Source organism: Paenibacillus barcinonensis (assembly GCF_003217495.1).
Taxonomy (GTDB): Bacteria; Bacillota; Bacilli; order Paenibacillales; family Paenibacillaceae; genus Paenibacillus; species Paenibacillus barcinonensis.
Map to the genome: position 1 here is coordinate 20,188 of NZ_QJSW01000009.1, position 25,612 is coordinate 45,799.

At 47.6% G+C, this 25,612-nt stretch carries 23 protein-coding genes and 1 riboswitch; of the genes, 19 read left to right on the forward strand and 4 right to left on the reverse strand.

Features of this window, described 5'->3' with window-relative positions; genetic code table 11:
- The first annotated feature begins 207 nt into the window (after positions 1-207).
- Positions 208-825 carry an SCO family protein gene (locus DFQ00_RS15170; RefSeq protein WP_110897332.1) on the forward strand — a complete coding sequence of 206 codons (618 nt, stop codon included), beginning with the start codon at positions 208-210 and terminating at the stop codon, positions 823-825.
- Between the two features lie 94 nt (positions 826-919).
- Here DFQ00_RS15170 and DFQ00_RS15175 read toward each other — a convergent pair whose 3' ends face one another.
- Positions 920-1,264, reverse strand: a complete 345-nt coding sequence (locus DFQ00_RS15175; protein ID WP_110897333.1) for a toprim domain-containing protein — start codon at positions 1,262-1,264, stop codon at positions 920-922.
- 178 nt (positions 1,265-1,442) lie between these two features.
- Positions 1,443-2,660, reverse strand: a complete 1,218-nt coding sequence (locus DFQ00_RS15180) for an MFS transporter (protein WP_110897334.1) — start codon at positions 2,658-2,660, stop codon at positions 1,443-1,445.
- A gap of 215 nt (positions 2,661-2,875) precedes the next feature.
- Here DFQ00_RS15180 and DFQ00_RS15185 point away from each other — a divergent pair, with 215 nt between their 5' ends.
- The 11 genes from DFQ00_RS15185 (at position 2,876) to DFQ00_RS15235 (ending at position 16,106) form a co-directional block, all read left to right on the forward strand.
- Complete coding sequence (locus DFQ00_RS15185) at positions 2,876-3,331, forward strand: ATPase (protein WP_110897335.1); 456 nt, start codon at positions 2,876-2,878, stop codon at positions 3,329-3,331.
- 19 nt (positions 3,332-3,350) lie between these two features.
- Positions 3,351-4,496, forward strand: coding sequence for a transglutaminase domain-containing protein (locus DFQ00_RS15190; RefSeq protein ID WP_110897336.1), 1,146 nt, complete (start codon positions 3,351-3,353; stop codon positions 4,494-4,496).
- Between the two features lie 105 nt (positions 4,497-4,601).
- Complete coding sequence (locus DFQ00_RS15195; protein WP_110897337.1) at positions 4,602-6,632, forward strand: peptidoglycan D,D-transpeptidase FtsI family protein; 2,031 nt, start codon at positions 4,602-4,604, stop codon at positions 6,630-6,632.
- Between the two features lie 328 nt (positions 6,633-6,960).
- The gene (locus DFQ00_RS15200; RefSeq protein WP_110897338.1) at positions 6,961-8,931 is read left to right on the forward strand and encodes a peptidoglycan D,D-transpeptidase FtsI family protein; all 1,971 of its coding nucleotides are present in this window, start codon (positions 6,961-6,963) and stop codon (positions 8,929-8,931) included.
- Between the two features lie 329 nt (positions 8,932-9,260).
- The gene (locus tag DFQ00_RS15205) at positions 9,261-10,172 is read left to right on the forward strand and encodes a metal ABC transporter solute-binding protein, Zn/Mn family (protein WP_174812311.1); all 912 of its coding nucleotides are present in this window, start codon (positions 9,261-9,263) and stop codon (positions 10,170-10,172) included.
- A gap of 104 nt (positions 10,173-10,276) precedes the next feature.
- A complete protein-coding gene (locus DFQ00_RS15210) occupies positions 10,277-11,041 on the forward strand; it encodes a metal ABC transporter ATP-binding protein (protein ID WP_110897471.1) in 765 nt (254 codons plus the stop codon).
- A gap of 3 nt (positions 11,042-11,044) precedes the next feature.
- Positions 11,045-12,004: a metal ABC transporter permease gene (locus tag DFQ00_RS15215; protein ID WP_110897339.1), complete on the forward strand. Its 960-nt coding sequence runs from the start codon at positions 11,045-11,047 to the stop codon at positions 12,002-12,004.
- On the forward strand, positions 12,005-12,877 hold the full coding sequence (locus tag DFQ00_RS15220) for a metal ABC transporter permease (RefSeq protein WP_110897340.1): 873 nt from the start codon (positions 12,005-12,007) through the stop codon (positions 12,875-12,877). It begins immediately after the preceding gene.
- A gap of 290 nt (positions 12,878-13,167) precedes the next feature.
- Positions 13,168-13,917: a Cof-type HAD-IIB family hydrolase gene (locus DFQ00_RS15225; protein WP_110897341.1), complete on the forward strand. Its 750-nt coding sequence runs from the start codon at positions 13,168-13,170 to the stop codon at positions 13,915-13,917.
- A gap of 54 nt (positions 13,918-13,971) precedes the next feature.
- Entirely contained in the window at positions 13,972-14,412 is a 441-nt protein-coding gene (locus DFQ00_RS15230) for a DUF456 domain-containing protein (protein WP_110897472.1), read from the forward strand.
- A 65-nt stretch (positions 14,413-14,477) separates the two neighbouring features.
- Positions 14,478-16,106, forward strand: a complete 1,629-nt coding sequence (locus DFQ00_RS15235; RefSeq protein ID WP_110897342.1) for a putative polysaccharide biosynthesis protein — start codon at positions 14,478-14,480, stop codon at positions 16,104-16,106.
- Positions 16,107-16,216: 110 nt separating this feature from the next.
- Here DFQ00_RS15235 and DFQ00_RS15240 read toward each other — a convergent pair whose 3' ends face one another.
- The gene (locus tag DFQ00_RS15240; protein WP_110897343.1) at positions 16,217-17,506 is read right to left on the reverse strand and encodes a DUF2515 family protein; all 1,290 of its coding nucleotides are present in this window, start codon (positions 17,504-17,506) and stop codon (positions 16,217-16,219) included.
- Between the two features lie 141 nt (positions 17,507-17,647).
- Here DFQ00_RS15240 and DFQ00_RS15245 point away from each other — a divergent pair, with 141 nt between their 5' ends.
- From DFQ00_RS15245 to DFQ00_RS15270, 6 genes are all read left to right on the forward strand, one after another.
- A complete protein-coding gene (locus DFQ00_RS15245) occupies positions 17,648-17,992 on the forward strand; it encodes a thioredoxin family protein (protein ID WP_110897344.1) in 345 nt (114 codons plus the stop codon).
- A gap of 601 nt (positions 17,993-18,593) precedes the next feature.
- Complete coding sequence (locus tag DFQ00_RS15250) at positions 18,594-19,481, forward strand: COX15/CtaA family protein (RefSeq protein ID WP_244213864.1); 888 nt, start codon at positions 18,594-18,596, stop codon at positions 19,479-19,481.
- Between the two features lie 260 nt (positions 19,482-19,741).
- Entirely contained in the window at positions 19,742-20,461 is a 720-nt protein-coding gene (locus DFQ00_RS15255) for a Cthe_2314 family HEPN domain-containing protein (protein ID WP_110897346.1), read from the forward strand.
- Positions 20,462-20,670: 209 nt separating this feature from the next.
- Positions 20,671-20,810: riboswitch (SAM riboswitch) on the forward strand.
- 126 nt (positions 20,811-20,936) lie between these two features.
- Positions 20,937-21,971, forward strand: a complete 1,035-nt coding sequence (locus tag DFQ00_RS15260) for a methionine ABC transporter ATP-binding protein (RefSeq protein WP_110897347.1) — start codon at positions 20,937-20,939, stop codon at positions 21,969-21,971.
- Positions 21,971-22,630 carry a methionine ABC transporter permease gene (locus DFQ00_RS15265; RefSeq protein WP_110897348.1) on the forward strand — a complete coding sequence of 220 codons (660 nt, stop codon included), beginning with the start codon at positions 21,971-21,973 and terminating at the stop codon, positions 22,628-22,630. Before DFQ00_RS15260 ends, DFQ00_RS15265 begins: the two co-directional genes overlap by 1 nt.
- A gap of 39 nt (positions 22,631-22,669) precedes the next feature.
- Positions 22,670-23,506, forward strand: a complete 837-nt coding sequence (locus tag DFQ00_RS15270) for a MetQ/NlpA family ABC transporter substrate-binding protein (RefSeq protein WP_110897349.1) — start codon at positions 22,670-22,672, stop codon at positions 23,504-23,506.
- Positions 23,507-23,602: 96 nt separating this feature from the next.
- Here DFQ00_RS15270 and DFQ00_RS15275 read toward each other — a convergent pair whose 3' ends face one another.
- Positions 23,603-24,559: a DUF2167 domain-containing protein gene (locus tag DFQ00_RS15275; protein ID WP_167433742.1), complete on the reverse strand. Its 957-nt coding sequence runs from the start codon at positions 24,557-24,559 to the stop codon at positions 23,603-23,605.
- A 243-nt stretch (positions 24,560-24,802) separates the two neighbouring features.
- Here DFQ00_RS15275 and DFQ00_RS15280 point away from each other — a divergent pair, with 243 nt between their 5' ends.
- The gene (locus DFQ00_RS15280; protein WP_110897351.1) at positions 24,803-25,570 is read left to right on the forward strand and encodes an SDR family oxidoreductase; all 768 of its coding nucleotides are present in this window, start codon (positions 24,803-24,805) and stop codon (positions 25,568-25,570) included.
- The last annotated feature ends 42 nt before the right edge of the window (positions 25,571-25,612 follow it).

Here is a 25,612-nt window from a genome sequence, read left to right on the forward strand (position 1 = left end):
TCGGATGGAATCGGAAATTTATCCACCTTTGTATACATATGTACCACTGTGCCATCGCGATAACGCAATTTTAATTGATATGTGCTCTGTCTGTTGCAGCATATGACGATAAGACAGCTCCAGAGATGCGTTCAAGCAGAGAATGTTTTACATTGATCCAATATGTATGCGTATTCACCTTTATATTGTTGGGAGGAAGAGAAGAGAATGCAGGTCATGAGGAAATACAAATGGACTTGGATATTACTTGGGATTGCACTGATCATGGCGGTGTACTTAATGTGGAATACGGCTTTTGCCAGCAAGGAGAAATTACCCGAGATTCGGGAGATCCAATCGTTTTCGATGGAAAATGTAGACGGGCGCACCGTATCGCTGGCGGATACGCAAGGTAAAGTTCGATTGTTCTACTTTTATTTTACGAGCTGCCCCGATGTGTGTCCGATTACGACATTTACGCTGTCTCAGGTGCAGGACTTGTTGAAAGAGGATGGCACTTTTGGGGACAAGGCGTCCTTTGTATCCATTTCCTTTGATCCAAAAGTGGATACGAGAGAGAAGATCAAAACGTTTGCCGATCGGTTCCATGCAGACTATTCTGGCTGGTATTTTCTGCGAGGAGATATGGATAAAACCAAACAGTTCGCCAAAGAATCTTTCCAGATTCTGATTGAAGGCGAGAACAAGGATGATTTTGCCCATATGAACATGATTGGTCTGGTGGATGAGAACAACCAGCTGCGCAAAGTGTACAACGCCTTTAATACAGAGGACGTGCAGCCGGAAGTGATTGCGGAGGATATTCGCAGACTGATTAAGGAATAAACTAATGAACAGTTCAGGGTGAGAAACGGGTTCAATGAATGAAAGGCTGTCTCCGGTTGCTTTAACCGTAAACAGCCTTTTTTCGTTGATTTTATTACGATGGCTGGTCGGGGTATTGAATATATTCCTCTAATCCGGCCTTCTCCAATTGAGCAATAATGTATTCGTCAGGTGTGCCTTCTACCCCAGCGTACCCACGTCTGGTATACATCTGCACGGCATCGGGGAAAGCATCACGAAGCACCCCTCTTATTTTTTTGCCAGAGCTATCGTTATCCATAAACAAATAAACCTCATCATACCCGACTTGCTTGCGTAACGTCTCCAGTTTGAGGGAGTTCAGTGTGCCAAACGTGCATAAAATATTGATCTCTGGGCCGACCAGACGTTTAAGCTTGCTGCGATCGTTTTTACCTTCAACAATGACATGAATAGGCATCGTGTTCACCCCTGATTCGAGAGCTGATGTCGACATTCCCCGGGAAATGTTACAGCGAAAATCGACTGAATGTACCTATAGTGTATCTGGAAATGGGCGAATGATGCAAAGTTTTATATGTGACTGTGCCATATAATTGGAACTTTTCTTTTGCATATTAAAATCGAGTTGAAGTGAATTACAAGAGTGCACTCTTGGCATCAGAAGAAGAGAGGGAAGTGATAGATCTGGATGTATAATACGGGAGCAACATGATGCCAATCATGAGTAAAATAAAAGCAATAAAATAGGGAGACACTCCGGTGCGGAGCTGCCCTGCTGTAATGGGACCGATGAATGAGCCAATGGAGGTGGCAATGGATTGCAAAGAAAAAATGCGTCCGAGCTTGGTGCCGCCGCTTAAATGAATGAAAAGTGTAGCCATGGCCGGGAAAATAATACCTTTAGACATGCCAAGCAAAAATAACACGATGGATAACGAAATTTGCGGGATGGCCGCCATAACAAAAAAGCTCAACGACATGAGCAGCACACCAGCGACTAAACGAAGCTTGGGCGAATAACGGTTCAGAAATAGCATGCTGAGTGTAAACAAAGCACCGATGCTGATGATGGAGAACAACAGCCCGGTAGACATCATTGAGGAATTCCCCCCGCCCCGCAGAGGCAGTTCAAAGAACAGGATTCCCTGTGCACAGGCGATGACCAAAGGTAGAATAAAATAACGCCAGGATACGGGCAGGAATGGTTTGGATGACCCTGCTGGTGTATGACCGGATTTAGCCTTGGCGAAGCCAGAGGGCGCAGCGACAGACTTTACGGGTTCGTTTGCAGGCTGCGGATGGCGAATCAAACCCTTTGGCATAGTTAACAGTGCAATGACTCCCGTCAGGATCAGGAGGTAACCAAGACTGGAGAAGGTGGCAGAGAAGCCCATAGCACCTACAATAACGGCTCCCGCGGCAGGTGACACAACAGAGGCCAGCGTGTGCACGACACCATGTCCAGACATATATTTCCCTTGCTTGACGGGATCATTGGAGAGCTGAGCGAGCAGGGCCAGACAGGCCGGTGACAAAAAGGCCAATACAAAGCCGCTGATTGAACGCAGGGCAAGCAATTGCCAAGGGGTATGAACATGGGCCTGCAAGAGCAGGATGATGCCTGCACCTACCAGGCTGAACACAATATATCTTCGGCTGCCATGTTTATCTATCTGTGTTCCAGCGATCAGATTGCCAGGCAGATGTGTCAGGGAATAAATGCCCATCATCCAGCCGATGAACGTTGGAGCCGCACCGAGTGATATAGCAAAAGGCGTCAGGATGGGATACTGGGCGTGCAGATCAAATACAGCTAGAAACAAAAACAGGTATAGCCAGATGGCCGTCTTCACAAAAGCCCCTCCTTGTTAGGCGATGCCTGTTGATATACAGGTCTGGAACGTATCTACGTTCGTCGGACGAATCCTCATGGTACTACTTGTACGCCCCGCAGGACGAACTTAGACCGTTTATTTTTACCGGAAAGGGCTTAGCTGACAGCAGGTTCGGAAATCATGTATAATATTCGGGAAGTGTCCTGATTAACTCTAATACGGAAGGTGTAGCCATGAACATAGAAGTTATAAAGGAATTTGTAATGCAGAACTGGCTTGTGATCGTTGTTGCGTTGATCATTTTGTTCTTTGTTCTGAATGTGGTCAAAACGATGCTGAAATGGGCGATTGCTATTATCATTATTGCGGCTCTATTGATATACAGTGGTATCTCCATTGAACAGATCAAACAGACAGTCACTGATGTGCAGTCCAGCACGATGGATACACTCAAGAAGGAAGCGACAAGCATTATGCTGAATGAGGCTTCGAAGGCAACCTATGCGGCGGGGAAAAATGGAGAATTTACAATTACCAGTCCCAATGTGGAGATTAAGGGCAGCACGAAGTCTGATAAAGTGAATGTGATGATTCGCGGCATTTCGGTAGGAGAATGGAAGCTCGACAACGAAACGGTCCGAACCTTTGTCGAACAGGCAAGAAAGAACAAAACAGCACCAGCTTCGTAGTCAAAGGAGGAATTAAAACGTGCTGCAAACTTGGCTGGACAGCCTGAAGGAATTTAATGGTATAACGATTTTGCTGCTGCTTATTGTAGCGGCTTCCTTATTGCAGGGATGGTCCAGAGGGGCTTCACGTTCTGCGGGCAGACTCTTTGGTTTCCTGATGGACGGTATTATGGCAGTGATCGGTATTTTATTATCTATCGGTTTAACCTTGTGGCTTGCGCCATATGTACAGCGGTGGTTATCCGAGTATGCTTCAGCCATGCCTAATCGTGAGCTGAACCGATGGGAGCAGTTGTATTATACGCTGGTCACAGCGATTGCTGATTTTCCGCTGATGCGATTCGCTGTATTATTTGTACTCAGCTACGGCATTATTCGTATGGTTCTTGGTTTCTTGTCCTCTTTGATCATCAGCAGGAGGCATGCAGGGCACGAACAGGGTTCACCCAAAGGGGTCATCAGCCGACTGACTGGTGCGGTGATCGGAGCTATTATCGGTTCCGTTCGTGGCATGATTGTTATTGCTGTATTGTTCATGATTGTCAGTCTCTATCCCGGCAGCATGTTCAGCCGTTATGTAGAGGCGTCACCGATCTATATGCAAGGGGCCAAATCGGTGATCGAGCCGTTGTCCGGTACGTTTATCAAGGACAAGCTTCCCGTATTTACACAGGCGGTTCAGAAGGAACTCGGAGGTATTCTGCAGCGGAAGTATGAGGTCATTGATCACAACATTCCGGCAGATATTGAACAGGCTGCACAGGAGATTGTCAAAGGCAAATCTACAAATGAAGCGAAAGCAAGAGCTTTATATGACTGGGTAGGCACCCGTATTCAATATGACTACGGGAAAGTGGATGATTATGAGCAGAAGGGCATCTGGCATGAGCAGACCCCGCAAAATACATTTGATACACGCAAAGGGGTATGTATTGACTATGCTCGTCTTTATGCGGTGATGGCTCGTTCCCAAGGGCTGGATGTCAAGGTTGTCACAGGTCTTGGCTACAACGGTCAGGGAGGCTACGGCCCTCATGCGTGGAATGAGGTATACGTTTCAGACACCGAAGGCTGGATTCCGCTTGATCCGACGTGGGCCATCAGTGGAGACTGGTTTAATCCGCCGAACTTTGCGGATACTCATCTGAAGGATCAGTCTGCTTGAGTGCAGGTCAGACTAGCTGTGGAACATGACGACGTTGTCAGGTAATCATGCCGGAAATATTTCAGTTTCTGCGATATGCATCAAGTCATGAAAGAGGTAAGAACAATGAAAAAGCATTCCAATGAGAAGGATGAACTTACGGACAAACGGCGTTTTAGTTACCGAATGAACGTATTTTTCTTCGCTTCCTTTATTATTTTTAGTGTAATTATTGTGCGTTTGGCCTATTTGCAGTTTGTCGAAGGGCCGGAACTCAGTCAGGAAGAAGCGAGTAACATTACAAAGGATGTGCCGCTGGCTCCGGTGAGAGGAACGATCTATGATTCGACAGCCACAGTGAAGCTGGCTTATTCCAAGCCGATTCAGTCTTTGTATCTCACATTATACAAAAACTATGGAGATGTGGATGGCCAGCCCAATCCGAAAATTGGTGAAGTGCAGGAGATGGCCGCACGCTTGCATGATGTATTTGAAAAGTATAAGGCCCCTGATTCCGCATCCTTGACCGTGGATCAGATTATCGAGGAGATGGATCTGAATTCACGCAAGGCGAATGGATTTATGCCACGTCTGATCAAGAGTGATTTGTCCGAAGGAGAGGTTGCGTATTTTCTCCAGCACAAGGATGAATTCAAGGGCATTCAGATTGTGGAGGAGAGCGTGCGTTATTACGATCCAGATACCGTTGCGGTGCAAACCATTGGTTATTTGAAAAAATTCAAAAGCTCCAAAACGTTGAACAAGTATAAAGAAGTGGATGAAGCGAACAAAACGCAAACCGATCCGGGCTTGGTATATACGGAAAACGAGTTTGTCGGATTTGATGGGCTGGAGCTGCAGTATCAGGATAAACTCCGGGGCAAAAGCGGGTATACATCCGTTGACGTTGATTTACGTAACTTGCCTGAGGGTGTAGCAGGCACTACGCCGCCGCAAAAAGGGTATGACCTGATTTCCAGCATCAACAAAAATGTGCAGGTGAAAACGGAACAGGCGATTTTGGATCAGCTGAGCTGGCTGCATCGTAATCCGGTATCCGGTAAATTGCATCCCAACGCCAAAACAGGCTTTGCCGTGGCTATGGAAGTGGACACAGGTAAAATTGTAGCGGCTGCCAGTATGCCTGATTATGATACCAATGTGTGGAGAACAGGCAGCATCAGCACGGAAGATTACGATAAGATCAAATATATTTATCAGAATGGTACAATCCGTGGCTTCCTGCCTAGTGATTCAAATAAACGTGCGGAATCGGTTGTACTGCTTGGTTCAACGATCAAACCGCTCAGTGTTCTAATCGGCTTGAAGGAAGGCTTTTTTACAACCAACACAGTCTACATTGATCGTGGTTCAACAACATTTGGTGGTGACAATCGCCGTGTCCAGAACTCATCGGGTCACGTCTATGGAGCCATGTATCCACGAGATGCCATACGTCATTCCTCCAATGTGTTTATGATTGACGAGATCGGGAAGAAGCTATATTCCCGGTACGGTGCAGAAGGCGTTGACGTGTGGGACAAGTATATGGAGCAGTTTGGTCTTGGTATAAAAACAGGAGTGGATTTGCCGAATGAATGGCCTGGGCGTAAAGAATACAGAGAAAGCTCTGAAACCTCATTGACCAAGCTGGTTTATGCTTCCTTTGGACAACAAGGTAAATATACAACAATGCAGTTGGCACAGTATACAGTAATGCTTGCGAACAAAGGAAAACGCATGGAGCCGCAGCTTGTGAAAGAGTTCCGTGATTCGGACGGCAATGTGGTGGAGAAAGTAAAACCGAAGGTGCTGAGCACAGTAGACTTCAGTGATGCATATTGGAATGAGGTCCAGCGTGGTATGGCCACCGAGGTTTCTTCCTTTAGCGGCTTCCCTTATGACTTTGCCAGAAAAACAGGTACGTCGACACAAAGTATTGGCGGCAAACCAGTGGATAACGGAGTGTTTATCGCTTATGCGCCCCGTAACAATCCAAAGCTGGCTGTTGCCGTTGTGATCCCGGAAGGTGGATTCGGTGCCACCAGTGCGGCTCCGGTTGCGCGGGCCATCTTTGATGCCTACGATCAGGAATTTGGTCTGGATGGTGTGCCTAAAAAAAATCAAAGCAAAGAAACAGAAACAAATACGCCGTAATCGGGTAGTGGAGACACTACAAGCAGAAGAAGGACTCAGCATGCTTTGCTGGGGCCTTTTTTTGTTGCATTTTTATGTAACCTAATGATGGGTATAACGTTATATACAGAGGGGAGCAAATGTTGTAATTCTTGAAATAGTGTTTGTGTATGATTTTGTCATATGAAGCTTATGACGAAAATGTAACCAAAAATAGAAGGACGTGACAGTAGGCTTTTGTTAGACTTAAAGAGTTAGAACGATGCTATTACAGTCTGTCATGACGTTTTGATGTGAAAATACATTTGGTCTTTTACCAACTTATGAAGAACGGAGAGATACATTGCCTATGTTCAAACGATTCAAGGGCAAACCGCCGAATGAAGACGAGAATGCGGTTAACAAACCTTCCACAGCCAGGCTGAACATGTTCTTTTTCGCAGCATTTGTTATATTCAGTATTCTTATTTTCCGGCTGGCGTTTGTGCAATTTGTCGAGGGACCTGAGCTGACATATATGGAGTCCACCCGCAATACCAAGGATATTCCGCTTGCTCCGGTACGCGGTCCCATCTACGATGCCACCGGGAAAGTAGCGCTTGCTTATTCAGAGCCGGTGCAATCCCTGTACGTTCTGTTATATGAAGACTATCGCAATGATGACCGTAGGCAGGAAGCGGAGGAACTGGCACAAGAGCTGGCTGATATATTCAAACGCTTCAATCCGGGAGATGAGAAGCAGCCCGATGCGCAGGAGATTATCAAACGACTCGATCTGGATCACCAGAAAACGTTTGGTTATGTGCCAAGGCTGGTCAAGTCCGATTTGTCGACCGAGGAAATAGCATATTTTATGGAGAAAAAAACGGAGTATCCTGGCATTATGGTGCTGGAAGAAAATGTGCGCCGATATGACCCGGACCGGGTTGCTGTGCAGGTTATTGGTTACACAAGGGAATTCAAGCGTGTTCCAACGACGATGAAGCAATACCAGACCATTATGCAGCAATCAGCCTCTCAGCGTGATCCGGGCTTGGTGTACTCCCAGGATGAAAAGGTTGGATTTGATGGACTGGAGCTGCAATATCAGCAGGAGCTTCGTGGGCGAAGCGGGTATCAATCCATTGATATTGACTCTCGTAATTTGCCTACGGGCACAATGGAGTTGACTCCGCCCGAGAAGGGGTACAGTCTGATTTCTACGATCAACAAGGAAATTCAGCTTGCAGCACAACAGGCGATTACGGATGAAATACGTAAGCTGCCTAAGGCCATTACGGGGTATGCTGTAGCCATGGAAGTAGACACGGGTAATGTTGTAGCGATGGCAAGCATGCCGGACTATGATCCGAATGACTGGGATTATGACAAGATCAAGTTTGTATTCCGCAACGGTACAACAGAGTCTTTTCCCCCGAATGATAACAAGCCGCGTCATGCCGAATCCGTTGTATTGCTGGGATCGGTTATTAAACCGCTCAGCGTGCTCATCGGGTTGAAGGAAGGACTGTTCACCGCTGGACAGACGTACCATGATAAGGGTTATGCCGTGCTTGGCAAGGACGGACGTCAAGTGAAAAACTCGCACTCGGCGTACAACGGAAACATTACTGCGCGGAGAGCCATCGAAAAATCATCCAATGCATTCATGATTGATATGGTAGGCAAGCGGTTGTTAAGCAAATACGGTGGAGTCAAGGGCGTTGATAAATGGGACGAATACATGAAGAGCTTTGGTTTGGGTGTGTCCACAGGCATTGATCTGCCGAATGAATTTCTTGGCCGATTGGAGTACAGAGAGGAGCATGAAACGGCTCTGACACGTCTGGCGTTTGCGTCTTTTGGTCAGCAAGCCAAATATACGACGATGCAGCTGGCCCAATACACGACGATGCTGGCGAACAAGGGCAAACGGATGGAGCCACATCTGGTCAAGGAGATTCGGGATGCAAAGGGCAATGTGGTGAAGAAATTCAAACCGAAGGTGCTGAATGAGGTGCAGTTTACAGATGCACACTGGAACGAGGTGCACAAGGGTATGGTGACCAAAGTAAGCTCCTTTGACGGGTTCCCTTATGAATTTGCCAGAAAAACAGGAACATCCGAGCAAGGTGCAGGGCCGAATAAAAAGGAAAATGGTGTGTTTATCGCCTTTGCACCAAGAGACAATCCCAAGCTTGCTGTGGCGGTAGTTGTACCAGAGGGTGGATTTGGTTCGGTCAGTGCCTCACCAATCGCACGCAAAATCTTTGATGCGTATGATGAGGTGTATGGTCTTGACGGCATCCCTAAGGGCAAGAAGGATCAGAAGCAAGAGTAAGAGTAAGAGTAAGAGTAAAGCAGTAAAGCAGTAAAGCAGGATTGTCGTTTGTGGCTTTTCTTACGATTATGTATATATCCACAAGGTTAAGAGGCCTGTTGATCTGGTCTGCAAATTCCAATCCCACATACGTATGGACAGGCAAGGGAAATTATCCCTTGCCTTTTGTTTTGTCATCGGATAAAATTTGCACAAGGGAAACATTATTAGACTTGTTTAAAAATTAGTGCCTTGTACAAGTTAATTAGTTATGGACAAATATTTTAGGGTAGGGAAAGGGGAAGTGAGATTTGATTAAGGTGAAGATGAGGAGTATTCATCGCGGAATCATGACACTGGCGTGTGTTGTGCTGATGATCGTGCTGACAGCTTGTTCAGGTACTGCGGGTACCGAGAGCGATGGCAAGGTTCGGGTTACTGCGACTACAGGCATGATTGCGGACATCGCGCGAGAAATAGGCGGAGCATATGTTGAGGTTACCGGCTTGATGGGTCCTGGGGTAGACCCGCATTTGTATAAAGCATCGCAAGGAGATATTCGCAAGCTGGAGCAAGCCAAGGTGATTTTCTATAACGGTCTGCATTTGGAGGGCAAGATGACCAGTATCTTGGAGAAAATGTCCAAAAGCAAGCTGGTAACGGCAGTAGCCGAGAGGATCCCGACAGAGGAATTACATTCTGGTCAAGCGACGGGTGGCACAGAGTATGATCCGCATGTCTGGTTCAACGTTAAACACTGGATGCGTGCAGCGGAAGCGGTTCGCGACACACTTACAGAAGCGGACCCTGATCATGCGGAGCAGTATAAAGCACAGGCCGAGAGTTATCTCGAAAAGCTGAATGCGCTGGATGCAGAAGTGCGGGAGAAAATCACGCTGATTCCTGAGGCAAGCCGTGTGCTCGTTACAGCACATGATGCATTTGGCTATTTTGGTCAAGCCTACGGCATTAAAGTGATGGGGCTTCAGGGCATCAGCACAGCTGCGGAATATGGGGCCAAGGATGTAAGTGAACTGCGGGATTTTCTTGTGGAAAACCAGATCAAGGCCGTATTCATCGAATCGAGTGTTCCGGCAAAAGCGATGGAAGCGATCATTGCCGGTGCGGCTGAGAAGGGCCATACCGTCAGCATTGGCGGTGAATTGTTCTCGGACGCGATGGGAGCCGAAGGCACGAAAGAGGGCACTTACATCGGAATGGTACGACACAATGTCGAAACGATCGTGGCGGCTTTGAAATAATGTTATTTCTGGAGAGAGAGGAGAGTTAACTTATGATGAATGAGATGAACGCATCACAGCAAACGTCGGAGCCTGTGGGGCTTACATTGCACGGAGAACACGGAATTGGTGCCAAACCGGCATCTGCTCCTCTTCGAGTAAGGAATCTGGCTGTCGCTTATCATAAAAAGCCTGTGCTCAGCAACGTGTCCTTTGATGTTCCTGAAGGGCAACTGATCGGGATTCTCGGACCGAATGGGGCGGGTAAGTCAACGTTGATCAAAGCCATTCTGGGGCTTGTGCCCAAGATGCACGGTGACATAGAAATCTTTGGACGATCTTATCGCGAAACACGGCGGCGTATCGGATATGTGCCACAAAGGGAATCTGTGGATTGGGATTTTCCGACCCATGCCCTGGATGTGGTCATGATGGGCAGATATGGACATCTGGGCTGGTTCCGCCGTCCTGGTAAAAAGGAGAAGGAACTGGCTGCTCATTGTCTGGAGCAGGTCGGTATGGGGGATTACATGTACAGGCAGATCAGTCAGCTATCCGGCGGACAGCAGCAGCGCGTATTTCTTGCGAGAGCTTTGGTGCAGGATGCCGATCTGTATTTCATGGATGAACCGTTTGCAGGGGTGGACGCTACAACGGAGAAAGCGATTATCTCGCTGCTGGAACAGCTGAAGAGGCAGGGCAAAACGGTGCTGGTAGTTCATCATGATCTGGCTACAGTGGAAGAATATTTTGATCATATATTGCTGCTTAATGGGCGTTTGGTTGCCGCTGGACCAACCAATGAAGTATTTGTGCCGGATACGCTACAGGACACCTACGGAGGCCGGATTGCAATGATCGGCAGTCGGACGGAGAAAGGACAGGTGTAGGTTATGTGGGACTGGGTGTTTTCCATTCTGTCTGATCCGAACACTCGTTGGATTTTGCTCGGCTGTTTACTGCTAGGCTTCAGCAGTGGCATTATTGGCTCCTTCACCTTTCTTCGTCGTCAAAGTCTGATGGGAGATACACTGGCTCACGCGGCACTGCCCGGAATATGTATTGCATTTATGCTGACAGAAACGAAGTCGATCGGATGGTTTCTGTTCGGTGCGCTGGTTGCGGGCATTGTAGCGACCTTCGGTATTTCGTGGATTACCCGATTCTCACGAATCAAGCAGGATACGGCGATGGGCATTGTGTTAACTGTATTTTTCGGAATCGGTGTGGTGATGCTGACACGAATTCAGCACAGTGCCAGCGGGAGTCAGAGCGGGCTCGACAAGTACCTGTTCGGGCAAGCGGCATCCATGGTACTCACGGATGTGTACGTCATGGGTGGAGTGTGTCTTGTGCTGCTGATCGCCTGCCTTGTCTGGTTCAAGGAGTTTAAACTAGTGAGCTTTGATCCTGGATTTGCAAGAGGTATGGGGCTGCCCGTAGGCGTTCTGGAACAACTCATCCTGCTGCTTACGGTCATTGCTGTTGTCGCAGGTATTCAGGCAGTGGGTGTGGTGCTGGTTGCAGCCCTCCTGGTCACTCCAGCGGCGGCGGCAAGATGCTGGACGGATTCGCTGGCACTGATGGTGCTGCTGGCAGGGATATTTGGTGCGTTAAGTGGTGCCGCAGGCACGTTGTTCAGCACCCTTGTCCCGAACCTGCCCACAGGACCGGTCACGGTGCTTGCGGCCACGGTGCTGTTTGCTGGATCGGCGCTGCTTGCACCAAGACGTGGACTGCTGGCTCGCAAGCTGCGTAGCATTCAGGCGAGGACTGAATACATGCGTGAAGAGCACGCATCGCTGCAGACCCTCTCTACTCAGACCAAGGTACAGGAACGGGGGGAGATATAGATGGCGGCCTTCTGGATTATTTTAACGGCAATATTAGTTTCCTCTGCTTGTGCCATTCTTGGTTGCTTCCTGATTCTGCGCCGAATGGCACTGGTGGGTGATGCGATCAGTCATGCCGTGCTGCCCGGAATTGCAATTGCGTTTCTGTGGAGCGGATCAAGAGACTCCCTGTGGATGTTGCTTGGTGCAACCGTATTTGGATTATTGACCGTATTTTTTATTCAGACCCTTCAGGCGGGAGGGCTTTCCTCGGATGCCTCCATTGGCATTGTATTCACGGCGCTCTTCGCCGTAGGCGTCATCCTGATCAGTCTGAATGCTCAGCATATTGATCTGGATCTGGACTGTGTACTGTTCGGCGAAATTGCCTATGTACAGTGGGATACGTTAACGTTGTGGGGCATGGACGTTGGGCCAAGAGCGGTGTGGATGCTGGGCATTACGTTGCTTATCATTCTTGTAGTAGTGGGACTGTTCTACAAGCAGTTCAAATTATGTGCCTTTGATCCGGCTCTGGCTGCGGCTTGCGGCATTCCGGTTGTGCTGTTTCATTATGCACTCATGGGGCTGGTGTCCATGACATCGGTGGCTTCTTTTGAAAGTGTAGGCTCCATTCTCGTTGTAGGCATGTTGATAGTCCCTGCGGCGGCGGCTTATCTGCTCACGGATCAGCTTGGCCGAATGATTCTGTATGCTGTGCTGATCGGTGTGGCTTCCTCTGTTGGCGGTTACCTGATGGCGTATGCGATGGATGCTTCGATTGCAGGCTGCATGGTGGCTGTAGCTGGCATTCTGTTTGTACTTGCGTTGTTGCTGTCACCGAAACATGGCATCGTGCTTCGTTATGTACGTCGTAAATATGTGGCACGTTGAACAGGGAGCATGACAAAGACCGTCTGCAGCAGCAGGCGGTTTTTAGTGCTTTATTTTTTGGGAAGATAAATAAAACGAAATGCTATAGCACGGAATACAGGTACCTTTGTTGCATATGGATGATCTGTGGTAAAATGTCGTTAGCTGTGACGTCCGGGGCGTCTGCGATTTCGCGGATACCGGGCGATCTTGTTGTTTTAGAAGAAAGATTTGGAACAAGTGCACGTAGGCGTCGTTTGGATGCAAGACGGTTTAATAGGAGAGAGAAATACTGGAGGAGGATTTACAGCATGAGTGAACTGAAATACAAGCTGCTTGCCCTGGACATGGACGGCACGCTGCTGAATGATAATCATGAAATTACACAGGAGACGTCCAAGTGGATACAGATTGCGATTCGTCGTGGGGTGCATGTGTGCTTGTCTACAGGAAGAGCTGTATACCACGCTATGCCTTATGCGGTGCAGCTTGGACTGGAAACACCTATGGTAACGGTCAACGGGAGTGAGGTCTGGAAAGCACCGCATGAACTGCATATGCGTCATCTGATGGACCCGTCCTTGATTCGCAAGATGTATGAGATCGGGGAGAAATATAACAGCTGGTACTGGGCATACTCCGTGGAGGAGCTGTTCAATCGTGACCGCTGGACGGATAACATCGACGGGCTGGAATGGCTGAAATTCGGATTTACCACCGAGGATGATGCGATTCGTCATCAGATTATGATGGAGCTGCAGGAGATGGGCGGTCTGCAAATGACCAACTCCTCTCCTGTGAACATTGAGGTGAATCCGGCGAATGTATCCAAAGCAACCGGTGTAGCCGAAGTATGCCAGCTGCTAGGCATAGACATGTCCGAAGTAGTCGCTGTGGGCGACAGTCTGAACGATCTGGCAGTCATTGAAGCTGTAGGTCTGGGTGTTGCCATGGGCAATGCTCAGGAGCAGGTGAAGCAGGCAGCGGATATGATTATTGGAAGTAACAATGAGGACGGTATTGCCCACCTGATTCGTGAACATATTTTGAAGGGGGAATAACCTTTGCTTGCAACCGTTGGCTGGATTTTAATTGTACTGCTGTTTGCAGTAGGTATGGCGGGCACGGTCTATCCGATTCTGCCGGGTGCGATTGCGATATTCTTCGCGTTTCTGGTCTACGGCTGGTTCTTCAGCTTTGATCCGTTCGGTGTTTGGTTCTGGATCATTCAAATTCTGATTGTCGTTGTGCTGTTCGTGGCAGACTACGTGGTCAGTGCTTGGGGGGTCAAAAGGTTCGGCGGCTCCAAGCTATCTACAACGCTTAGTACAATAGGTGTAATTATTGGGCCGTTTGTAATTCCGGCATTTGGACTTGTTCTGGGTCCCTTTCTTGGCGCATTTATCGGGGAATTAATTGGAGGGTCTTCACCTTCCAAGGCATCCAAGGTTGGATTTGGCTCTGTCGTCGGGCTGTTTACGAGCACGGTGATGAAAATTATTTTGCAAATCGTCATGATTGTGATATTCATTATTTGGGTGGTTCGATTCGCCTAAAATCCAGGGTTGGCTAGTTTAAGGCCGGAGAAAGGTCCGGTGTGGGGGAAAGAAGGGGAATTTGTTTGTCTAAGAAGGAAACATTCATTAGGGGTACGCTCATATTGGCGGCTGCCGCACTGATTGCAAGGGTGCTTGGTCTGGTGCAGCGCGTGCCACTGGAGCATATCCTTGGAGATATCGGTAACGCATCCTTTACGATCTCCAACACGGTTTATTTAATGCTGTTAACCGTTGCAACCGCAGGTATCCCAAGCACGCTGAGTAAAATGGTTTCGGAACGCTACGCGCTCGGACGCGCTGGGGAAGCGCAGCAGATTTACCGTGCAGCCCTGATCTTTGCGGCAGTAGCGGGTGTGGTCATGTCTGTGCTGTTATGGTTTGCGGCACCGTTCTATGCTAACCATATTTCCAAAGTGCCAGAATCCGTGAGTGCCATTCGGGCGTTGGCTCCGGCCCTGCTGCTCTTCCCGGCAATAGCAATGATGCGGGGGTACTTCCAGGGACGTGGTAATATGACCGCGGGCGGTATATCGCAGATTGTGGAGCAGTTCGCGCGTGTAGGTACAGCGATTGTTGTAGCATATGTGTTGCTGCAATGGAATTATGATGATCAGACCATTGCGGCGGGAGCATCCTTTGGGGGTGTGTTTGGCAGTATCGGCGCATTTGCCGTCATGCTGTATTTTACATTAAAGCTGCGCAAGAATGATCGTGCAGCACAACTGAATGATGAGCGGGCAGAACAGCTCCCGATGCGGGGCATCTATGCCGATATTTTCAAATTATCCATTCCGATTGTATTGTCTTCTCTGGCAGTTCCGGCAATCAACTTTATTGACTCATCCCTCGTTGTTCCACTGCTCAGTGGACGAATTGGGCTGGAGGAAGCGACCGGCGTGCTGGCTATTCTCGGTGCCAAGGCACAGAGTATTGCGGGTATTCCGCCAATTCTGGCAATTGCACTCAGTCAGTCTCTGGTGCCTGTTATCTCCGCGGCTTTTGCGCGTAAGGATGAGCTGCATCTGAAAAATCAGGTTACTTTGGCGATGCGGATTTCCATCCTCACCGGCATGCCGATTGTGATTGCGTTGTGTGCAGCGGCATATTCGGTTAATGGTCTGTTATTCACAAGTCCGGATGGAACGCCGATTATTGCACTGCTCACGTTCGGTACCATCTTCCAGATTACGATGATGACTACCAACTCGATCCTGCTGGGCGTAGGTAAACCGCGAATTACGATGATCAGTGTAGCGGCAGGCATTATCGTCAAGCTGATTGCCAGTTTACTGTTGGCGCCGATCTTTGGCATCTACGGCATCATTATTGCAACTGCACTATGCTTCCTGGTGATTACGTATTTGAACCTGAGGGTGCTGCGCAAAATGGTAGACTTCTCTATCATGGGTGATCGCTGGCTTGGATTCATTCTTACAGTGCTTATCGCAGCAGGAGTGGGCTTTGCAGCCAATTGGAGTGGCAACCAGGTATTCGGTGCCTTCCTGCCTGCGCGTGTATCCTTCCTGTTAACCTGTATGGTGGTTGGCGTGCTGGTCGTTGTGGTATACCTCGTTCTGATGGTGGTGCTTCGCGTACTACGTAAGGACGAGCTGGGCAGTTATCCACGGATTCTGCAAAAAATTCTCCGTCCGCTCATGCGTTTGCAACGCGGTGCCGGACAACGGGGATAAGCTGAGATAAACAAAGCGCTGTTCGCTATTGTAGCGAATGGCGCTTTGTTTTATTTTTTTTTGCAGATGTTGTTGTGTACGTTATGCATGTTTGAGTTTGGGTGCTCGAGCTAGTGAGTAATCTCCTGTATATCATGAGCCAGAGCAGTTTTTAGCATGCCGTACCGATGCTCATGGCTCATCTCGAAGAGCCATGGTCTGCGGGGGGCCGTCAGGTATCCGAGACAATCTCTTGTTTGGAGCCAGTCATGTCTCGTGATCGGCTCATACGGCGTATCCCCCCACATGGCCGTCAGATCTGGCGAATACAGACGCTGATCTTCTGGCAGCCATTCCTCGTTCAGCAGAGCTTCAGCATACAGCTTGTGATCCTGTGGTCCAGCGTGTTGTCTGGTGAACAGCCCGGGCCAATATTCAGCTCGTGAACCTCTGTGAGGTACGGCCCGCGCGTATTCCAGCACCTGCTGGAGCACCTGCTCTACGCCGAATAACAGGGCATACAAGCCTTTGCCGAACTGGATACGCTCATTAATTTTGCCAAAGTGTTCAATGACCCGCCCGGTGAGTCCTGCTCCTTGTCCAAGGGGGAAGATGATGTGATTCAGTCCGGCCAGATTGTGCAGATGAAAAGCGGGCTTGGAGAGCACTTCTTTTTGAAAATACGGATGCTGTACGACTCTGCTCTCAATATAATTCTGCTCATTAATAATTAGGGCCACACTTAATATAGAGCTGCATCGTTCCAGCCAGAAGCGCTCCCAGAACGGGGTCATAAACGCTGATACGTGAAAATGGGACAGCAGGTGGAAGCAGCTTCGACCGAGCCGTCGACTGTGAATATAGAGCTGCAGCTGCGGATACGCATCCTGAAAAATAAGGGCATTGCATCGCTCCAGCATGCGGTACATATGCTCCCGATCCTGCTGATTCAGCAGATTATGCATCAGATCGCTGTGCAGATCAGTCATATGATATCCGCCGTTGCGGGATACCATATGCGCCAGCAGGGCCCAGTGTAGCTCGGGGTACTGCTCGTAACAGTCCAGATACGCAGCTGTGCGGGTAACGTTACTGCGATTATGCTGCTGCGTCAATGTTTTGATGTCCTCAAGGATGATGCAATCATCCTCGCACACGAGTGCACTACTCGCTTGAATGCTGCGTGATGGTGATATTTTGCCTGTTCCGGGTAATAGCCGTTCAACCTCAGCGTGTAGAGCAGCTGCTGTATCCGAGTTCCAGCCCAGATCACGCAGAGGATGCCTCAGCTGGGAGGATGCCTGCCAAGCTGCCTGTTTGCCGCGCCATACTTCACGGGCCGCTCCGGGAATAGATCGAACCATCTGCAAAATCGAAGCAGGGAGATGGGATTCTGACGTGTCACTTCTGGTAGAAGTCATGAATGGAACATCCTTTCATGAAAAATGGTGTTTGATCTGCCAGGACTTGTGGTTATTCTAAGTATGCGCTGAACATTTGACTTCCAATCACCAATTTGCTTCACTAAGATGGAGACAAGGTACAGAAAGGGAGATGTGACTATGGAACAGATTACATCCAAGCCGGAATTTGATGTGGCGATTCAATCTCCGCGTTTGACGGTAGCCGTATTCAAGGCGGACTGGTGCGGGGATTGCAAATACATTGATCCGTTTATGCCAGAGGTAGAAACGAAGTATTCACGCGAACTGACACTGATTGAAGTAGACGTTGATCAGGTGGGCCCGGTAAGTCAGGAACAGAATATTTTGGGTATTCCGAGCTTTGTTGCCTATACGGATGGACGCGAACTGGTGCGTTATGTGAACAAGCTGCGCAAATCGCGTGAAGAAATCGAGCAGTTTCTGGATCGTGCCGTCGAGGTATATAACACGATTCACAAGTAAGTGTAGGGGCATGGTGTGATTCGTCTCGTTGTGACATGATGGAAAGCCGTCATAAGATAAGCAGGCAATGAATTGATGTAATACATGAAGGGCATACTGTGAGCATGTTTCTTAAACACAGGGCTGTCGGTTGAGCCGTAATCTGGTTCAAGACAGCCCTGTTTTCTGTGTCATCATGTAAAAAGCCACAGGCTGCTGAAGCCCAGATAAGATGCCTTGTGATACGCTGATGTGCAAAGCCTACTGTAGCCATTGAAAAATTTACTGCAAATGGCAGGATTATCAATTCAGCCAGTAGTTGAACTAATGCTGAAGTATTACATACGTAAGCCACACAACCAAAGCGATTTCTCTAAAGCAGGCAATAATATGACTAGCCGGTCAAAAATTTAACAGACGTTAACATTTTGTCACAAAGCACGACGTCAATGATGCTTTTATCCGTTATAATAAATTTAGTTGTGAAATTAGTGTCAAAGTGAAAAATATAGAACGACCATGAAGCGAAGATGCTCTTCGCCATCTTAAACCAACAGCGGGTGAGAAAAAATTGAAGCACTTAACATTGTTTAAATGGTTAACCGTATTAACCTGTCTTGTTATGTTCCTAGCTACTTTTGGCGGCGGGATTGTGACCAAAACAGAATCAGGCCTCGGATGTGGTAACGAATGGCCTTTATGTAACGGGAAGCTCGTACCTGCACATACTGTCGCCTCGTTGATTGAATACTCCCACCGTGCCGTGAGTGCACTGGCGGGCATGCTATCCATCGCTTCGTTTCTTGCCTTTCTACGATTTGGCAAGCAGCGTCGTGATTTGCAGCTGTTCTCATTTCTGACCCTTGTGTTTGTCATTATACAGGGAATTATGGGCGCTTTTGCCGTGGTATTCTCACAATCCTCAGCGGTCATGGCGCTTCACTTCGGATTTGCGTTAATTGCGTTTGCAAGCTCCCTGATGATGGCTCTGGGTATTCGACAGGAAGCCAGATATGGCGGTCTGGAGCGCCTGAACAAATATCCACGCGTCAGCAAAGGCTTCCGTAATCTGGTCTGGTTCTCCACGATCTATACGTATATGGTCGTTTATACTGGAGCATTTGTGAGTCATACAAGCTCTGCTGGAGGCTGCTCCGGGTTCCCGCTCTGTAACGGGCAGATTGTTCCTGAACTATCTGGCGGAGTAGCTGTAGCGTTTGCTCACCGTCTGGCTGCCGCATCGTTAGTGATTGTCATTGCGATTCTTGGACATTTTGCTTATCGTAAACACCCGGATAATCGGGAACTTCGTACGCTCGGTGTGTTATCCGTAATTTTGATTTTGATGCAAGTGGTTATCGGGATGTGTATGATGTGGACGATGAGTCGCCCAGAGGTGTATATGTTTGTTGCACTCGCACATATGCTGGACATTGCGATATTGTTTGGTGTTCTAACGTATATGAGCTTCCTGGTGTATAAGCTGTATCGGCCGGTAAATCGTCTCTAAGCTGGAACGATCTACGCCATAACAACGTGATCAAGCCTTACACAAACGTTATTGAAAAGCACGAATTGGAAAGTCCACCCTTCGGTGATACAGATCACTTGAATGGGTGGACTTTTGTTTGATGTTCGAATCAACAGGGCAACCTAAACCAAGTTATAATGAAGACAGGATTTGCAGCAGTTCTTGGGGGAGAAGTTGTACCTGTCCAGCAGCTGTGACATCATATATTTTGCAACATCAGTGGAAAGAGGAGGACATCTATGCTGCGTACGTTACTTGGTGAGAAGCCGCGGGTCAACCAAGGCATATTGAAGGAAGCGATGGATACGATGGCACATACGCTGGATTCATTTGAGCGCCAGATGCATGTGGATCATGATCCGAATCATGATTACAGGAAGCTGTATATATGGACACAAGGGCTGATATCGTCGTTGGATGAGTTGGAGCAGAGTTATTTCGCGGCAGCTCATTTTCGTAAAAAAGTGGTTGCCGGCTCTACAGAAGATATGACCTCTGCCGAAAAGGCGGAGTATGCACGTTATGTTTATTTTTATAAGGATGCATTTATTCGTTGCTTTGCCATTTTGGATAAACTGGGAACGGTTTTAAACGAAATATTTCAATTGAATACTTCAAAGACAAAGGTGCATTTCTCTTATTATACGGTACTTAGGCAGTTTGATTACCACCGGGAGCATCATGCGCTTGCTTTGCAATTAATCAAGATCAAGGAAAATTATCGTGAACCCATGAGCAAGCTTCGCAAGCGGCGCAACATGGAGATTCATTACATGAACTCTGAAATGCAGGATGATCTATGGCAGCTACATCAGACGATGAAGGGGAAAGTCAAGCTGGAGGATCTGGATCAGCATCTGCTGGAGATGCAGCAGGGTGTGGATATGGTCTGTGAAACATTGCATACGGCGTATCGCTATATCACGCGAATCTGGCGTAAACAGGGCATAAGGCGTTAATGGCATCAAGCCTATTACGTTAACTTATGAAATAATACCCTTTGACAAATCGGAATACTTGGACTATACTGAGTTGCAGATCAAAACTTACATGGATTTATGTATTTATTCTAAAGCTTAAAGCAGTATAAAGATGTAATATTTAATGCAGTTTGATCATTATACATGACAAACTACAAGAACTTATATAATCCTACAATTTCATATTTCTCTTATCGAGAGTGGCGGAGGGACAGGCCCGATGAAGCCCGGCAACCGATCAGTAATGATGGCATGAATATGTTTCATTACAGATGTTAGGTGCTAATTCCTACAGAATCATAGCAATTATGGTTTTGGCAGATGAGAAGGTCATTTCACGTGAAGAGCCATCTTTGTATCTGCAAAGGGCTCTTTTTTTGCATAGAAAGGGGAGTTTTCCTCTCCTTCGGGTAAAGATATATGTAGGTTAGGTGATGGGGAAGGAGCCGTACTATTGATTGAGCTGGTTGGATTAACCAAAACATATGGTAGACGTAGCAAGACAACCACGGCGTTGTCAAAGCTTGATTTAAGCATTCAGAAGGGTGAAATATTTGGCGTTATTGGTCACTCGGGTGCGGGGAAAAGTACGCTGATTCGATGTATCAACTTGCTTGAGCGCCCCACAGAGGGTGAGGTATGGGTAGATGGAAGGAACCTGACCGAGCTGAGCAAAAGCGAGCTGCAGCAGCAAAGACGCAAGATCGGCATGATCTTTCAGCATTTTAATCTGCTGTCTTCTGCTACGGTGTACGATAACGTTGCTTTTCCATTAAAGCTGGTCAATACACCCAAGGATGCGATTGACCGCAAGGTGAAGGAGATGCTGACGCTGGTTGGCCTGGAGCAGCATAGCAGCAAATATCCCGCACAGCTGTCTGGTGGACAGAAGCAGCGGGTTGGCATAGCACGGGCGCTTGCAAGTGATCCAAGCGTGCTGCTCTGTGATGAGGCGACCTCTGCACTTGACCCGCAGACCACAGATTCAATTCTGAAGCTGCTGCTGGATATCAACAAAAAGTATAATCTGACGATTGTGCTTATCACCCACGAAATGCATGTTATTCAGAATATCTGTGACCGGGTGGCGGTCATTCATCAAGGTGGCATTGTGGAGCAAGGGCCCGTAACGGAGGTGTTCCTGAAACCACAGCATGCAATTACTCGGGATTTTGTGAGTCGTGATCACGAGGGTGGAGTGGCGCTGGAAGAAATGGTGCTGGCGAATGCGGGAAGCGAGCTCGGGACAGGTGTATCGTCCAAGCTGGTGAAGGTGTCATTTCTGGGACACAAAACGTATGAAGCGATTTTATCCCGAACCGTTCGCAAAACGGGCGTGGACTTTGCCATTCTGCAGGGCACAATCTCTACCATCAAGCAAGTTCCCTATGGTCAATTGACTGTACGTTTTGAGGGCGATATCGGGGCCATCGAGCAGACTATATCTGAATTGACCGCAGAAGGACTTGATGTGGAGGTGCTGCGATAATGGACTTTTCAACAGTGAGTTGGGACGAGGTTGGCACGGCCTCTATCGAGACGTTACAAATATTGGCCGCATCCGGCTTGTTTACCGTTCTGCTGGGTCTTCCGCTGGGTGTCATTTTGTTCATGACGGGTCGTTCCGCATCAGCGAGATCACGGGTAACCTACATTATTTTGTCCGTCATCGTTAACATCTTACGTTCTGTACCTTTTATTATATTAATTGTTGCTCTTATTCCGTTTACACGTGTACTGGTGGGTACAGCGACAGGAGTGCTTGGTGTCATTCCACCGCTGGTGATTTCGGCTGCTCCGTATTTTGCACGTCTCGTAGAGAATACTTTGCGTGAAGTGGATCGCGGGGTAATTGAAGCGGCACAGGCAATGGGGGCGTCCACAGGACAGATTGTTAGACGTGTGCTGCTGCCAGAAGCGTTACCGGGGTTGCTTGCCGGAATTACCATCACAGTTGTTACGCTGGTTTCCTACACTGCTATGGCGGGTATGGTAGGTGGCGGCGGTTTGGGAACACTGGCAATTAACTATGGATACTATCGTTATCAGAATGAAATCATGATTATTTCTGTAATATCCATGATTATACTGGTCCAGCTTTTGCAGATGATTGGTGATCGTTTGGTCATTTATTTCACCAGGAAATAACACATAGATGAAAAAATATAAGGCGAAGGGGTTTTACAGATGAAAAAATGGTCTATTGTTCTACTCAGTTTGATGCTGATTGCAGTGCTTGCAGCTTGCGGCAACAACAAGAAATCGGACAGCGGTGCGGATAATTCTGCAGGAGCTCCGCGTACTGTTGAGCTGAAGGTAGGCGCTTCACCTACACCTCATGCTGAAATTCTGGAAAGCATCAAGCCTGCGCTTGAAGCACAGGGCATTCGTTTGCAGGTTGTTACATTCAACGATTACGTACAGCCGAATCAACAGCTGGAAGATGGCAAGCTGGATGCAAACTTCTTCCAGCATCAGCCGTATCTGGATGTACAAAATAAAGAGCGTGGATTTCATCTTGTTGCTGTAACGCCGGTTCATGTTGAACCTTTTGGCGGTTACTCCAAGAAGATTAAATCGTTGGATGAGCTGAAAGACGGCGCGAAAGTAGCGATTCCAAATGACCCATCCAATGGTGGACGTGCACTCTTGCTGCTGGCGAAGAAAGGTCTGATTACACTTAAAGACGATACAAATATTACATCGACAAAGAAGGACATTACAGCGAATCCGAAAAACCTGGATATCATTGAGCTGGATGCAGCAATGATGCCTCGTCAGCTGGACGAAGCAGACCTGGTGTTCATCAATGCAAACTATGCACTGGAGGCAAATCTTAATCCGGCTAAGGATGCGTTGCTAATCGAAGATCTGCAAGGCAATCCATATGCCAACATTCTGGTGTCCCGTGAGGATAACAAGGACGCAGATGCTATCAAAAAACTGGCTGAAGCTCTTCACTCCGAGGAAGTGAAAAAATTCATCAAAGAACGTTACCAAGGTGCAGTTGAACCTGCGTTTTAAGGTTCATAACCATTAGCCATAGCTAAGAAGCCCCGCTTTTCTCATCTAGAGAATTGCGGGGCTCTTTTCATTGATCTGCTGCACGTTTTAAATATTTTAATATTTGTGTTTCTCAGGATGTGGTTGATCAACCGCTTCAATGTGTGTCGGTGTAACAGCCTCTGTCAATTCTGTTGATGATAAGGAAGCAATGGGCTGGCGATGTTTCTGCTTGCGGTAAAGCGCGATGCTTATACTAGCTACAGCGCTTGCAGCAACAATGAAAATTATGACTCTTATGAGTAAAGCTACCCTTTCTGATTTTTTGGTAGAGGCTACTTTGTCACCGCCAGGAATTAGATTTGTTAGACCCAGCTCAGATTTTTTATCTACGGAAGCATTAAATTCCTCGTATGTATGGCCGTTATTGATTGTAATATGTTGGAGCACCATGTCTTCGAACTGCTTTTGACTTTCTTCAAATTTATGACTTGTTGTTACAAGTATGACACTAAAGTATCCTTCGCGTGTTAAAAAGTTTACTTTGTATTTTACCAACCCGCTCTGCAAAGAATCTCGCCATCCTAAAGAATATCGTAACTGATGTTTATCTTCTTCATACTTAGGCTCAACATCCCAGCGCAACACAGAGGATTTACTTTCTGCGGTGGCTTTCTCACGTTGTCCTTCAGGACTCTGTTGGTAGCTTTCAAGTAATTCATCTGCATCCAGGTCACTTTTGTCACTATCATTGATGTATCCTGTGTTATGGTACTCGAAAATGACGTTCCAAAATAACTGCATTTTCATGTTATACAGAGCTCCGATTTCTGATCCATTTGGAGGAGGAGAGTTTTCTTGCATAAACCTCTTAGCATTTTCCTCATCAAAAAAAGCGAAATTATCTGGAACATTTATTGTAGCTATACCATCTAAAGATATTGTTGCGGGACCATTCTGCCACTCAAGCCCGTCGGCTGAACCGTAGCTTCCTGCAATAACTTTTGCTGTTGAAAATGGAAGTGAGGTCAAAAGAAGCAAGGTGAAAACGAAGAGGTACCATTTCTTTTTCATTTTATTAATCCTTTCAAACGATCTGAGTAGTGATTTGCACATTAATATGTATGTTGCCGTTATCATCATAAGACCATGAGGACTTATCGAGAGTATCATAGCATTCAGATCAAGATCAAGATAAATTTGGATGATCAGGGTTTATTTTCAGCTGGAACGGATTGTGAACCACGGGCAAGTTGTGGGCGAGGGATAAATCTTTTATACTGGATGAGTGACTGTTCTTTGAAGAGGGGGATGAACGTGAAGGGAAAGATTGCCCTCATAACGGGAAGTGCCAAAGGCCTTGGGAAAATGACAGCACTTCGTTTGGCAGATCAAGGATGCCATATTGCCCTCAATTATGTGCACAGCCGATCAGAGGCTGAAGCACTGCAGGCTCTAATTATCGCCAAAGGCGTGCGCTGTATTGCTGTGCAGGCGGACATATCCAAAGCAGACGAGATTCATGCGCTCGTGGCTGCCGTGGAAGCGCAGCTAGGGCATATAGATATTTTAGTGAATAATGCGGGGCCGTTCGTACGTGAGCGCCGGGTGTTTGCGGACTATTCCGAGGCAGAGGTTCAGATGTTAGTGCAGGGAAACCTGCTGGGACCAATGATTCTGGATCAGCTCGTTCTACCGGAAATGCGCCGCAAGCAGTGGGGGCGAATTATTCATTTTGGCTTCAGTCATGCGGGTGAAGCGAGGTCGTGGCCTCATCGTGCAGTGTATGCTGCTGCGAAGGTGGGTCTGGTTTCATTTACGAAGACACTTGCCGTGGAAGAAGCACCTTACGGAATTACGGTGAATATGGTATGTCCCGGAGATATTCGCGGAGCGAACAAAGAGAAAACGATTGATGACATTGCGGACATACCTGATAAAGAAACGCCCAGAGGGAGACCGGGTAGCGGAGAAGATATAGCACGAGTGATTACGTATCTGTGTCTGGATCATTCGGATTTTATCACAGGGAACATAATGGATGTGTCTGGAGGGCTTGATCCAATTCGGCCTACAATACAATAGAGTATCTTTCAAAAAAAGAGCCCTCCGCTTCTTGCGAAGCGA